Origin of the sequence: Massilimicrobiota sp. An80 (assembly GCF_002159255.1) — a bacterium.
In the GTDB taxonomy this organism is placed as follows: Bacteria; Bacillota_I; Bacilli_A; order Erysipelotrichales; family Coprobacillaceae; genus Allocoprobacillus; species Allocoprobacillus merdigallinarum.
Genome location: NZ_NFHI01000056.1, coordinates 1 through 13,536, shown reverse-complemented (window position 1 = coordinate 13,536; position 13,536 = coordinate 1). Strand labels below are relative to the sequence as shown.

The window sequence follows — 13,536 nt, the reverse complement described above, 5'->3', positions numbered from 1 at the left end:
AAAAAACAGTGTTAAAATCATAAATTTCAAATTCTGCATCTTTTTGGGTTAACATAGCCAAAAAAACAGTGTTAAAATCATAAATTTCAAATTCTGCATCTTTTTGGGTTAACATAGCCGTTTTTATGGAGTTAAAATCAATTACCAACATTTAACTGAAGTTAAATTTTTGATAAAAAATATGAAGTTCACAAAATGAAGATATAGATTTTCAGGAAATGAAAAAGGTAACGTTTTACTTTTGATGGAAAACTGATATAATAAAAAAGAAATGTAGGTGATAAAGATTGAATCTTAGTGTTGTGATAAATTTTATAAGATCAGCGATAGATTTGATTGCAGTATGGTTTATTTTATATTACTTAATTTCAATGTTTAAGACAAATATGAAAACCATGCAATTATTTAAAGGTGTTCTTTTTATTTTGATTGTCAAAGTATTAACAAGTTTGCTTGGATTAACGACACTTAATTATCTTGTTGATAGTATTATTAATTGGGGTGTATTAGCCATTATTATTATTTTTCAGCCAGAAATTAGAACTCTGCTGGAAAAGATGGGACAAACTAAATTAGAAGTTAAAAAAGAAATAAGTAATGATGAAAAGGAAAGACTGATGGATGAATTGGTAGATGCGATTTCGACTCTTGCAAAAGAGCAGACAGGAGCATTAATTACTTTTGAAAGAGGTCAATCCATGATTGATTATATCAATACAGGAACAAAGATCAATGCCGATATACGTAGTGAACTTTTTTTGACTATTTTCTGGGAAGGGACACCGCTTCATGATGGGGCAACAATTATTCAGGGGGATCGTGTAGCCTGTGCGGCAGCATTTTATCCACCGACAAATAAGGAACTCAGTCCTAAATATGGAGCACGTCATAGAGCAGCGATTGGAATTAGTGAAATTACTGATTCATTAACAGTTGTTGTCAGTGAAGAAACGGGAACCATTTCTTTTGCAACGAATGGTGAATTAAGAAAGATTCCTATTAAGGAATTAAGGGCATCATTAGTGAATGAATTGCAATGGTTTAAATCTAGTGATGAAGGAGGTCAAGCTCATGAGTCCTAGAAATCAAAAAAATAACAGACCTTTAAAAGATACAACAACTGACTTTTTCTTGAAAATTATTGAAAAAGAAAAAGACCAGACAAGTAAAGATACATCTAGTAAAGAAAGTGTCAATGAAAAAAAAGTGAAAGCTATTGATACAGGAGCACGCTTTTATAACTATATGAATCAGCTTTTAGATAAAATATTATCAAGTAAGGTCTCAATTACAATTTTATCTTTTGTTATGGCTGCAGTTTTATTTTATAGTGTATCAGGAAAAGATATTCTGACAAGTCCAACTTCAGGAGCAACATTAGAAAATGTTCCTGTTTATGTAGAAAATCTTGATGATTCTTTGGAAGCATCAGGCATACCTGAAAGTGTATCAGTTGTTTTGGTTGGACCATCGCTAGATATATATAAAACGAATTTTTCTAAAGATTATCAGGTTTATCTGGATTTGCAGGATTTAGATGAAGGAGATTATGTTTTGAATCTAAGAACACGTAATTTCCCTGAATCGTTACAGGTTGTATCCATTCCTAGTTCAATTAAGGTAACGCTTGCTAAAAAAGTAACGCGTACATTTGATTTAGGATATCGTTTTATTAATGAAGATCAACTGGATAGTAAATATTCGGTCAGTGTGAATCAAATGGATTTAGATACTGTAGAGTTACGAGCAAGTGAAGAAACTTTATCTAGAGTCGAAACGGTTGAGGCTTGCATTGATGTATCTGATAAGACTGAAGATTTTGAACAAAATGCAAGAATTAGAGCTTATGACAGTAATGGTGAAGAATTAAATGTAGAAATGAGTCCTGAGTCTGTCCACGTTACATGTCAGGTATCATCTTATAGTAAGACAGTTCCTATTCATGTTAATCTTGTAGGGAACCTGCCAACGGGATATCAGGTATCTCAGTATACACTGTCACAAAGTGAAGTTACAATTTTTGGATTAGAAGAACAATTAAATGAAATTCAACAGGTTGAAGTTGATGTTGATATCACAGATTTAAAATCAAGTACAACAATGACGAATCTTGCATTGAAAAAGATAGCAGGTATTAATAAATTTTCACAGGATGCAATTGATGTCAGTGTGGAAATTGAAAAAGTCATTACAAAAAAACTCGATAACATTCCTATTAAGGTGTTGAATAATTCGCGTGATTATAAGGTTTCGTTTGCTGGTCAAGGACAGAATGCTTCAGTATCAGTGACGGGAACCGAAGATAAAATCAATACTTTAAAAGTTGACAATATTCAAGCAACAATTGATATTGATGGTTTGGATGTTGGAACACATCAGGTGAATGTTAAAATAGCTGGTGATGATGAAACATTAACAATGAAATTATTATCATCATCTAAAGTTACAATTAATATAGAAAGGAATTAGAAAAATGGGAAAGTATTTTGGAACAGATGGATTTAGAGGAGAAGCAAATATAGATTTGACAGTAGAACATGCCTATCAGGTAGGAAGATATTTAGGATGGTATTTTTCACGTTCTCATCGAGCAAGAATTGTGATTGGAAAGGATACAAGAAGAAGTTCTTATATGTTTGAATATGCTCTTGTAGCTGGATTAACTGCAAGTGGAGCTGATGCATATTTATTACATGTGACAACAACACCTTCTGTTTCTTATGTAGTAAGAAGCGAAGAGTTTGATTGTGGAATCATGATTTCTGCTTCACACAATCCTTATTATGATAATGGTATTAAAATTATCAATGGAAAAGGACATAAATTAGAAGCAACAATAGAAAACCTCATCGAGCAATATATTGATGGTTTAGCAGATCCTATTCCATTTGCTACAAAAGATAAGATTGGACGTACAATTGATTATTCAATGGGAAGAAATCGTTACATTGGATATTTAATGAGTATTCCAACACGTGCTTTTAAAGATATCAAAGTTGGTCTTGATTGTGCCAATGGTTCATCAAGCGCCATAGCAAAAAGTGTTTTTGATGCTTTAGGTGCTCAAACACATGTGATTAATAATCAGCCTGATGGGTTGAATATCAATACAAATTGTGGTTCTACACATATTGAAGTTTTACAGAAATATGTGGTTGAAAATGGTTTGGATGTTGGTTTTGCCTATGATGGTGATGCGGATCGCTGTATTGCAGTAGATGAATTTGGACGTGTAGTCAATGGTGATTTGATATTATATGTTTGTGGTTTAGAAATGAAACAAAAAGGTGAACTTTTAAATAACACCATTGTTACAACAGTGATGAGTAATTTTGGATTATATAAATCATTGGATAAGGCTGGTATTCAATATGAAAAAACAGCTGTAGGTGATAAATATGTTTATGAAAATATGATGAAAAATGGACATTGTATTGGTGGAGAACAGTCTGGTCATATTATTTTCTCTAAACATGCAACAACAGGTGATGGTATTTTAACATCATTGAAAATCATGGAAACAATGGTTGAAAATAAGAAAACATTGGCTCAATTAACTGAACAGGTTGAAATTTATCCTCAATTATTAATTAATGTAAGAGTGAGTGATAAGGCTTTAGCTCAAAATGATCCTGATGTTCAAAAAGCAGTCAAAGAAGTTGAAGAAGCATTAGGTGATGAAGGAAGAATTTTAGTACGTGAAAGTGGAACTGAGCCAGTTGTAAGAGTCATGGTCGAAGCACAAAGTGATGAAATCTGTCATGAATATGTCTTGAAAGTTGTTAATACAATCAAAGCAAAAGGGTATGCTGTAGAAAAATAATATAATTTCACATATTATCACAAAATATTGCCATTTTATATGGCAATATTTTGTATATAATGGATGAAAGAGGTGAGGAATGTGAAATACCGTATTAATATCATAGATGATGAAAAAAATTTAAATGATCTTGTCAGAACTTATTTAGAAAAAGAAGGATATATTGTTTATTCTTTTTATACATATGAAGAAGCTTTTTTGCATAAAGATGATGATGTCCATTTATGGATTGTAGATATTATGTTAGATAAAAATAGTGGTTTTGATTTACTGAATGAAATCAAAGCTTGTAAGCCTGATATGCCTATTGTTTTTATGAGTGCCAGAGATCAGGAATTTGATCGTATTATTGGATTGGAAAAAGGCTGCGATGAATATATAACTAAGCCTTTTAATATTAAAGAATTGATTTTAAGAATACATAATGTCTTAAAACGTGTTTATAAGGATGATCCAGCCTTGATTAATATTGATGGATATGCCATTGATGAAGAAAAAAGAAAGGTTTTATTTCAAAATACTGAAATTGAATTAACGACAAAAGAATATGAGTTATTACTTTATTTTATTAAAAATAAAGGATTGGCTATTTCACGTGATCAGGTTTTATCTAAAGTTTGGGATGAAAACTATTTTGGTAGTGACCGAGTTGTAGATGATACATTGCGTCGTTTAAGAAAAAAGATGCCTGATTTAAATATTAAGACGATTTATGGATTTGGATATAGATTAGATTAATATGGAAAAAATAAAATCAAAATTATCTTTTTTTAAAAAATTATCGTTGGTTCAACAGTTGATTGTTGTATTATGTTTTGTTGGATTATTATTGGTTGCTGTATTAATGCCTATTGTTGATTATAATGTAACTTCAATTGTTGATAAGCAGATGTATGAACGTTTAACAATGTCTCAGTATTCTATCATATATAATAATATTATGCCCTATAAACAGGAAAAAGAGGTCTATCATATTATTTATGATACGTCCAATAATTCTTTTGTTCAATCAAATATAGGGAGTGTTCAGGTTGTTTATGATTTATACTCTTATCTCTTTAAAGATGATTTAGCTAAAATTGTCAATACAGATCAGGAAGTTTTAAAGAATAAAGGGGAGTATGATGAAAGTACATACTATTATATGATTACGAAAATCAATAATACTTCAAAATATTTGATTTCACTTGTGGATAGTGAATACTCTGTTTCCTTGATTACTTCATTACGTAATCAGATTATTTATATACAATATGGTTTCTTTATTATTTTTGCATTAGTGATGATTCTATGGGTTTTAACATTAATCAATCCTTTGAAAAAGATAAAAAATTATATTGATAATATTAAAGATAGAAAAGATAGTGATTTGATTATGAATCGTGAAGATGAGATTGGAATTGTTTCTAAGGCTTTGGTCGAAATGAAAGAAGATCTAGATAAACAGGAAAGTATTAAAGAAGAAATGATTCACAATATTTCTCATGATTTAAAAACACCTATCGCTCTTATTCAAACTTATGCACAAAGTATTAAAGATGATGTCTATCCTTATGGAGATAAAGATAGTTCTATTGATATTATTTTGGAAAATGCTGATCGTTTAGAACATAAAGTCAAATCATTTTTATATTTAAATCGTTTGGATTATTTGCAGGGTGAAGATAATGAAATAGGATCTTTTGCTATTCAAGATTTAATTGAAAAAATTGTTTTGCAGATGGATTTCATGAAGCCAGATTTACATTTAGAAACAGAATTAGAAGATGTTCAATTTGATGGTGATGAGGAACATTGGCGAGTGGCTATAGAAAATATTATTGAAAATGCTTCACGCTATGCAAAATCTGTTATTAAAATTACGCTTAAGGAAGATTATCTGGAAATATATAATGATGGTGAAAATATTGATGAAGCCACTTTACCATATTTGTTCGATCCATATGTTAAAGGAGTGAAAGGGCAATTTGGTTTAGGACTTTCTATTGTTAGTAAAATTTCTTCTATGTTCCAGTATTCTGTGACTGCAAAGAATCATGATGTTGGTGTAAGTTTTATCTTTCAAAAGAAAAAATAAAGCATATCAGTTATGACTGACATGCTTTTTTTGTTTATTGTTTGTTTTTTGGATCTTTAACTATTTCAGCAATAGATGTTACAGCACCAGCCATACCTTGTAAATCAGTTGGAATAATAATTTTTGTTGATTCTCCTTTAGCAAGGTTTTCTAATGCTTTAAATCCTTCTAATGTAATATAAGCTTGTTGAGGTTGAGAACTATTGATATATTCGATACCTTTAGCTTGAGCTTCATAAACAAGTCTTAATGCTTCAGCTTCACCTTCAGCACGAGCAATCTGTGCTTCTTTTTCTGCAGTGGCTTCAAGAATCATAGATTCTTTTTTACCTTCAGCAGTTAAAATAGCAGCAGTTTTTTTACCTTCAGCCTGTAAGATGGCTTCACGTCTTTCACGTTCTGCACGCATTTGTTTTTCCATAGCTTCTTGAATATCACGTGGAGGAATAATGTTTTTAACTTCAACACGATGAATTTTAATTCCCCAAGGATCTGTAGCTTCATCAAGAATAGAACGCATTCTTGAGTTGATAATATCTCTAGATGTTAATGTTTCGTCAAGTTCAAGATCACCAATAATATTACGAAGTGTTGTGGCAGTTAAGGTTTCAATAGCATTTAATGGTCTGACAACACCATAAGTAAATAATTTTGGATCTGTGATTTGAAAATAAACAACAGTGTCAATTTGCATTGTGACATTATCTTTTGTAATCACAGGTTGAGGAGCAAAATCTAATACTTGTTCTTTTAAAGAAACTTTATTTGCAATTCTATCAAGCAAAGGAATCATAATATGCAACCCAACTGTACATGTACGATTATAAGCTCCGATTCTTTCTACAACATATGCATAAGATTGAGGAATAATACGAATTGTTTTTGCGATAATGACAACAACTAATACAACTAATAAAATAATCCATAAATATCTAAAGATTCCATCTAACATGAAGTATCATCTCCTTTGTTTATTTTTTTTACGACAACATGTGAACCTTCAATTGAAATAACTTCAGCATAATCGCCAATTTGAATTGTTTCATTATTAAGGCTTGTTGCTGACCATAAGTTTCCCATGACTTTGACTTCACCTTTTTGATCAGCAGTAATTGTTTCAGTGACTAAACAATGTTTTCCAATCATACGATCAAGGTTTGTTTTGACAGTATTTCCACGTAAGTATTTTTTAGCCAGTGGTCTTGAGGCAACAATACAGACAATGGAAACAATCGCAAAAATAACAATTTGCAAAACTTCTCCAACACCAAAGAAATGACAGATTAATGCAGCAATGGCTCCAATCCCAAACCAGATACTGACCAAGTCAATTGTAATGGCTTCGACAATGACCGCAATGACAAGAATAATAGTCCATACAAGAGTAATTGACATAATCATTTCCCCTTTCTCTTATAGTTGAACAATCATAATAGAATGAACAATATCATATGTAGCCTTGTACTTATAACATTGCTGTTTTGAAAAATCTAGATCAAATTCCACACTGAGGTCTAATACAAATGATTTGTTAGAAATTCTTCCATAGCTTTTTCCTAGTGAAATACGATGTAATTGACTCTTTGGGTAAATATTTTCATCTATTTCCTGTTTGGTAACAGGTTTGATTCCAATTTGTCTAGCGGTTCTATCTATCCCTAAAAGAACATAATTCACGTCTTCAAAATGAACACAGGCTGCTTTGTTTAAAGTTAAATTTGTTTCATAAATAGTAACAGTCATTGTGGCTATATCATTTGTTGACCATTCAAAGTTCATTTATATCCTCCTCCTTAAATATATTATATTATTAAAATTATTTTTTTTCAACAAAATTAAAAAAAGATTTTAAATGTGTGAGTATACAATTTGGATAAGATAGTTTATAATACATGTAAAGGGAGAAAAGAATGAAAAAGAAAATATTATTTATATTATCAATGATGTTATTAATGGGGTGTCAATCAAGTCAACAACCCATCAATAAAATAACATTAACTCAACCAGCGACATTGCTCTATTTTTATATTGAAACATGTTCAGAATGTCAATCTTTCCAGGATGATGCTATTCCATATTTACAAGAAACATTTGGAGATTCATTAACAATTCAACAATATGATCTTGATGATGAAGCGACACAGGCTGTTTATGAAGATGTCATTACACAGCTTGATCAGTTTGACCAATCCCTTTATGGTATGGGGCCAATGTATGCCTTAGATGGTTATTTTGCGAAAGTTGGCTATACTTCTGGTGATGAAGAATTTTTAGTCAAAGATATTGATAACGCTATAAATGATAAAGCGTTAAGTGATGAATTAAGTGGACTACGTTTTCTTTATCAACAAGAATAATTGAAAAAGCTATTTCTTGTTTTATTGCTTTTTTTGAGTGGTTGTCAAAATCGACCACAATATTATTTATATGTTTATTATGCGAAAACATGTCCACATTGTCGTTCGTTTATTCAAGTTGTCATTCCTGAACTGGAAGAAGAATATGGTAGCCAAATGGATATTATCCAGCTGGATATTGATGAGGAATCATCAATCGAATCTTATGCGAAGACCTGTCATTTATTAGAAGATTATGTTGTGAATGATAACTCAGGTAGTGTGCCTTTTATTGTATTAGATGGTTATTTTGCATGGGTAGGTTATCAGATGGGCGAAGATCAGGAATTTTTAGAAATGGTTCGTCAGGCTATTGCTGGAGAAGAATTATCAGTTGATAATCATGAAATATATTTTTTTAAAGAAGGTCAGACATTTCACGAAGGAGGATGATGAAAAATGTCAACACCACATAACCAAGCACAAAAAGGAGAAATTGCGAAAACTGTTTTAATGCCAGGAGATCCGTTGCGCGCTAAATTTTTAGCAGAACATTATTTAGAAGATGTACATCAATTTAATACTGTAAGAAATATGTTTGGATATACCGGATTTTATCATGGTAAAAAAGTTTCTATTATGGGTTCTGGAATGGGACAACCATCTATAGGAATATATGCACATGAATTGTTTACGCAATATGATGTAGAAGCTATTATTCGTATTGGATCTTGCGGTTCTTTACAAAAAGATGTTCATTTAAGAGATATTATTATTGTACAAGGGTCTTGTACAGATAGTAATTTTGCTCATCAGTTTGAATTGCCAGGTACTTATTCTGCGATTAGTTCATATGATTTATTAGAAAAAGCTGTAGAACAGGCCAAATTGAAAGGTGCCAGCTATCATGTTGGGAATGTTATTGCATCTGATATTTTTTATCATGCTGATCAGGATTCAGGGAAAAAATGGGCATCTATGGGCTGCTTAGGTGTCGAAATGGAATCTTATGCTTTATTTGCAACAGCGGCTTATCTTGATAAAAAAGCATTGACATTACTTACTGTTTCTGACTCTTTAGTGACTCAGGAAGAAACAACTGCTCAAGAAAGAGAACAGACATTTACGACAATGATGGAAATAGCTTTGGAGATTGCTTAATGTTAAAGAAAGTTGCTTTATATGATTTTGATAATACAATTGCTTCAGGAGATACAATCGTTCGTTTATTGAAATATGATTTAAAGAAGCTTCCTGTACATTTTTTCTATTTTTTTAAAGTCGCATTTTATTACTTTTTATATTTATTACATATCAGTAGTTTTGAAAAAGCCAAATCTGCTTTATTATTTCCACTTGATCATATGGATAATTCACAATTAAAAACATTTTATGAAAATGAAGTGGTTCCAAGCTATTATCCACATATGATCGAACAAATGGAAAAAGAGCATCAACAAGGCTATATTGTGATTGTTTGTACAGCTTCTTGTGAAGTTTATATGAAATATCATCAGTTACCTGCTGATTATTTAATAGGAACTCGAACACTCACAAAAAATGGTCAACCAACAAGCACAGTTATTGGTAAAAATTGTAAAGGTGAAGGAAAAGTACCACGTATTCTTGAATGTTTAAAATCACAGAATATTGAAATTGATTTTGAAAACTCTATTGGTTATTCTGATTCTACTTCAGATTTACCTATGTTGGCTCTTGTTAAAAATAGAAAAAGAATTGCTTTAAAGACTGGTAAAATAAGTGATTTTTAAAAAAATCATCATATAAAAAAGACAGAACGTCTAGAAGTTATACTTCAAACGTTTTGTCTTTTCTTTATCGATCTAAATCAGTAAATAACAACATAATATTAATAATACCAGCAATTCCTACAATCATATAGATAATGGCACTTAAAAGCGCTTCGCCAAAAACAGCTTCTACAAGATTAAAATTAAAGAGGCCAATGAGTCCCCAGTTGATTGCACCAATAATGGTAAAAACTAAAGCAATTTTCTGTATCATATTCATTTTTTCTATCCTCCTAATGATATTATAACCAAACCTCATATCTTTATTCATAAAAACATTGACAAATCATAAGATGTGATGAGGAGGAATAATCATGAATAAAAAAATCATTGCTATTGCAGTGAGTGTGATTGTTGTGATTGTTATAGGTGTAAGCTGGTTTTTTTTGAAATCTACATCACTTAATGATTTGATTGAAGAAGCGAATCAATGTCAAAGTTATCAACTTGTAGGAAATATGGAGATGTTAGAGAATGATGAATTAAAATCTTATCAGGTCACATCAACTTATGCACGTATTGATAAAAAAGATTATTATAAAGTTGAGCTTTACGATAAATCATTAAATCAATCACAAGTAATTGTTAGAAATGATGAAGGTGTGTTTGTCTTAACGCCATCACTGAATCAGGCTTTTCAATTTCAAAGCGAATGGCCTCATAATTCACCTAAACCATACATCTATCAATCACTTGTATCATTTTTAAAAGATAATAAATCTGAAAAAGTCAAAGATGGATATCTGGTTCAAGGTGAAATGACTTATGAAAATGATGAACGTGTTAAAAGTCAGGAAGTGAAGTTTGATAAAACTTTAAAACCAGTATATATTAGTGTGTTTGATCAGGATGGAACAGAAGTTATTAAAGTTGAAGTCACATCTTTTGAAATGAATCAGGATATGAAAAAAGATAGCTTTTTACAAAACAATATCATTAAAGAAACAAAAACAGAATACACAGATAGTGTGGCAGCATCATTACCACTTTATCCAGTATCTTTAATGGGATCAACACTAGAAAATGAAAAGGTATCTACAATTGATGATGAAATTAATCATATTTTAAAATTTACTGGTGAAAAATCATTTACTATCGTTGAAAAAACATCAAAAGAAAATGATGATTTACAAATTGAAAGTATTGATGGCAAAATGATAGATATGATTGATGGAGTAGCTTTTGAAAATGATCAGCAAATGACATATATTTCATCAGGGGTTGTTTGTTCTCTTTATTCTAATGATTTAACATCACAAGAAAAACTCGCTGTTTTATCAAGTATGCAATCATCACAAGTGAAATAGGGGAAAACCCTATTTTTTCTTGAAAAAAAGAGTATGATGGATTATACTAAAACAATGAAAAGGGGTGAAAATGTGATACATTATCGTGATACCTATGCCTGCATTCGTCTAGATTATTTACAGGATAATGTTGAAACATTATATCAAAAAGTACGTAAACCGCTTATGGCCATCATTAAGGCTAACGCTTATGGACACGGTTATCAGCAGGTTGCCAATATTTTAAAGGATAATCCACATATTTCAATGTTTGGTGTTGCAACACTGAAAGAAGCTATTGATTTAAGAAAGATTGGAATTCAACAGGATATACTTGTTTTAGGAGCTATTCCTATTGAAGATTTGGATTTGGTTATTCATTATGATATTACTTTATCGTTATTTTCAAAGGAATATATGGCTGAAATTCAAAAGCTTTATCATCATCATAAACCTGTGAAAGTTCATATTAAAATAGATACTGGAATGAATCGTATTGGTTTGAAATCAAAAGCAGAATTTGAGGACATTTTGGCTTGTTGTCAAAATTCTATGTTTCAGGTTGATGGTGTTTTTACGCATTTTGCAACTGCTGATGATGAGATGCAAAATGATGCTTATGAACAGCAAATTCAGATGTTTTATGATATTATTGGTCAACATTCTTTTCGATATATCCATTGCCAAAATTCAGCTGCTATGATGTATCATCAAGATGACCGCTCTAATTTGGCACGTATTGGTATAGCTATGTATGGCGTTGATCCATCTGGTGAAGAATGTCAAGCACTCAAACAGGTGATGTCTTTATATACACGTGTTTCAATGATAAAACAGGTTAAGAAGGGTGAACGCATTGGCTATGGACTCACATATACAGCTTTAGAAGATGAGTATATAGCCACATTACCTATTGGATATGCCGATGGATTGATTCGTGCGAATCAGGGTAGAGAAGTTTATATAGAGGGACATTATTATCCAATTGTTGGTAGAGTTTGTATGGATCAAATGATGGTTAAGGTCGATCAGAATGTTCATTTACATGATCGTGTGGAAATTTTTGGTGAACATATAACACTGGCTCGTATGGCTAAGGAATTGTCAACAATCCCATATGAAATTGTGTGTTTAGTGAGTGAACGTGTTGAAAGAATTTATAAAAAATAAAAATTCCATTGAAAAATATGATGGAGTTAAGAATTTGATGATTTTTGAGGAGTATATAAATATGCTTCTCTTTTTTCTATATATGAGATAAGAGACAAAATATTTTTGTATGAAAAATAAAAGGTAAAAAGTCATATCTCAAGTTTGTCATTGTCATGGTCAATGAGAATATAATAATAAAAACCAGAAGAGAATATCACTTCTGGTTAAAATAGTGTCAACTTCATTTTATAATATTGTTTATTTTTTATTCGAAATTTTCTTTAACGAAATCATATAAAGAATAATATTGATTGTATCCTTCTTTTTTGGCAGTCATCTTTCCATCTTTAATAATAAGAGTTGCTGGATAAGTTACATTTGTATCAAATGTTTTTTCTACATAACTGTCAATATTATCAACTTCAGATGTATCTAGATAATAAAAAGGTGTAGAACGATTTTTGGTTGTATATGTCGTCATGATGTCTTGATAACTGACCATTGTGGAATCAGTTGAATCTCCTAATACAACGACAAAATCTTCTTTATCTTCTATCATTTGAGTTAATCGACTTTCTGATACTGTCTTATAATCTTTAAATGTTGCCTGACGATATATAAAGAGTCCTAAGAATATCAAAAGCACTAATCCAAAGACACTAATTTCTTTTGCAAACTTCTTTATAAAATTCATGTTTGATGCCTCCTAATGTTCATATTCTAACAAATTTCAGGACATATGACAATAAGAAGATTGTGTGAATGTTTGGGCTTGTTTCAAAGTCCTGTTTCTTTTATAATAAAAAAGACAAACTATTAAATGTCAATAATTAATTTAAAAAATTGATTTTAATAGTGTTTGTCCTGATTGAGAGGAGCAATCCGATGTTGTTTGATGTATTTAGTGGATTTTTGGGTGCACTAAAAACAACTTTTCAAAATATATATTTTGAAAGCTCTTACATTTTAGATTTTCTGCTTTTTTAAGCTATTGATTCGGTCGTTTCGTTTTTATAAACAAAGCGATGAATTTCACCATTGACATCAGAAT

General features: G+C 30.8%; 16 protein-coding genes. 11 read left to right on the top strand and 5 right to left on the bottom strand.

Annotation, left to right across the window (positions count from 1 at the left end):
- The first annotated feature begins 287 nt into the window (after window positions 1–287).
- From cdaA to B5G32_RS12015, 5 genes are all read left to right on the top strand, one after another.
- On the top strand, window positions 288–1,082 hold the full coding sequence (cdaA, locus tag B5G32_RS12035) for a diadenylate cyclase CdaA (protein WP_087243014.1): 795 nt from the start codon (window positions 288–290) through the stop codon (window positions 1,080–1,082).
- Window positions 1,072–2,469: a CdaR family protein gene (locus B5G32_RS12030; protein WP_087936777.1), complete on the top strand. Its 1,398-nt coding sequence runs from the start codon at window positions 1,072–1,074 to the stop codon at window positions 2,467–2,469. The genes cdaA and B5G32_RS12030 overlap by 11 nt, the downstream gene beginning before the upstream one ends.
- A gap of 4 nt (window positions 2,470–2,473) precedes the next feature.
- Entirely contained in the window at window positions 2,474–3,823 is a 1,350-nt protein-coding gene (glmM, locus tag B5G32_RS12025) for a phosphoglucosamine mutase (RefSeq protein ID WP_087936776.1), read from the top strand.
- 81 nt (window positions 3,824–3,904) lie between these two features.
- The gene (locus B5G32_RS12020) at window positions 3,905–4,561 is read left to right on the top strand and encodes a response regulator transcription factor (RefSeq protein WP_087243008.1); all 657 of its coding nucleotides are present in this window, start codon (window positions 3,905–3,907) and stop codon (window positions 4,559–4,561) included.
- Between the two features lies 1 nt (window position 4,562).
- Entirely contained in the window at window positions 4,563–5,900 is a 1,338-nt protein-coding gene (locus B5G32_RS12015; RefSeq protein ID WP_087936775.1) for a sensor histidine kinase, read from the top strand.
- Window positions 5,901–5,934: 34 nt separating this feature from the next.
- On the opposite strand, the gene B5G32_RS12010 is transcribed toward B5G32_RS12015, so the two are convergent.
- From B5G32_RS12010 to B5G32_RS12000, 3 genes are read right to left on the bottom strand one after another with little or no spacing between them, the layout of a single operon-like run.
- Window positions 5,935–6,852: an SPFH domain-containing protein gene (locus B5G32_RS12010; RefSeq protein ID WP_087297101.1), complete on the bottom strand. Its 918-nt coding sequence runs from the start codon at window positions 6,850–6,852 to the stop codon at window positions 5,935–5,937.
- Window positions 6,846–7,295, bottom strand: coding sequence for an NfeD family protein (locus B5G32_RS12005; protein WP_087242998.1), 450 nt, complete (start codon window positions 7,293–7,295; stop codon window positions 6,846–6,848). Before B5G32_RS12005 ends, B5G32_RS12010 begins: the two co-directional genes overlap by 7 nt.
- Before the next feature lie 18 nt (window positions 7,296–7,313).
- Window positions 7,314–7,679 (bottom strand): hypothetical protein, encoded by a 366-nt coding sequence (locus B5G32_RS12000; RefSeq protein ID WP_087242996.1) that lies wholly within the window; start codon window positions 7,677–7,679, stop codon window positions 7,314–7,316.
- Between the two features lie 131 nt (window positions 7,680–7,810).
- On the opposite strand from B5G32_RS12000, the gene B5G32_RS11995 reads away from it, so the two are divergent.
- Genes B5G32_RS11995 through B5G32_RS11980 form a run of 4 tightly spaced genes read left to right on the top strand, consistent with a single transcriptional unit; the run spans window position 7,811 to window position 10,008 of the window.
- Window positions 7,811–8,257: a hypothetical protein gene (locus tag B5G32_RS11995; protein ID WP_087936774.1), complete on the top strand. Its 447-nt coding sequence runs from the start codon at window positions 7,811–7,813 to the stop codon at window positions 8,255–8,257.
- Window positions 8,258–8,689 carry a YbbN family protein gene (locus tag B5G32_RS11990; protein WP_087242992.1) on the top strand — a complete coding sequence of 144 codons (432 nt, stop codon included), beginning with the start codon at window positions 8,258–8,260 and terminating at the stop codon, window positions 8,687–8,689.
- A 6-nt stretch (window positions 8,690–8,695) separates the two neighbouring features.
- Window positions 8,696–9,397, top strand: coding sequence for a purine-nucleoside phosphorylase (gene deoD / locus B5G32_RS11985; protein WP_087936773.1), 702 nt, complete (start codon window positions 8,696–8,698; stop codon window positions 9,395–9,397).
- Window positions 9,397–10,008, top strand: a complete 612-nt coding sequence (locus tag B5G32_RS11980) for an HAD family hydrolase (protein ID WP_087936772.1) — start codon at window positions 9,397–9,399, stop codon at window positions 10,006–10,008. Before deoD ends, B5G32_RS11980 begins: the two co-directional genes overlap by 1 nt.
- 64 nt (window positions 10,009–10,072) lie before the next feature.
- On the opposite strand, the gene B5G32_RS11975 is transcribed toward B5G32_RS11980, so the two are convergent.
- A complete protein-coding gene (locus B5G32_RS11975) occupies window positions 10,073–10,267 on the bottom strand; it encodes a DUF378 domain-containing protein (RefSeq protein WP_087936771.1) in 195 nt (64 codons plus the stop codon).
- A gap of 94 nt (window positions 10,268–10,361) precedes the next feature.
- On the opposite strand from B5G32_RS11975, the gene B5G32_RS11970 reads away from it, so the two are divergent.
- Together B5G32_RS11970 and alr are read left to right on the top strand one after the other, a co-directional pair.
- Window positions 10,362–11,354 carry a LolA family protein gene (locus B5G32_RS11970; RefSeq protein ID WP_087305387.1) on the top strand — a complete coding sequence of 331 codons (993 nt, stop codon included), beginning with the start codon at window positions 10,362–10,364 and terminating at the stop codon, window positions 11,352–11,354.
- A 72-nt stretch (window positions 11,355–11,426) separates the two neighbouring features.
- Window positions 11,427–12,503, top strand: a complete 1,077-nt coding sequence (gene alr, locus B5G32_RS11965) for an alanine racemase (protein WP_087243106.1) — start codon at window positions 11,427–11,429, stop codon at window positions 12,501–12,503.
- A gap of 247 nt (window positions 12,504–12,750) precedes the next feature.
- On the opposite strand, the gene B5G32_RS11960 is transcribed toward alr, so the two are convergent.
- Window positions 12,751–13,179 (bottom strand): hypothetical protein, encoded by a 429-nt coding sequence (locus B5G32_RS11960; protein ID WP_087297106.1) that lies wholly within the window; start codon window positions 13,177–13,179, stop codon window positions 12,751–12,753.
- Window positions 13,180–13,536 lie beyond the last annotated feature (357 nt).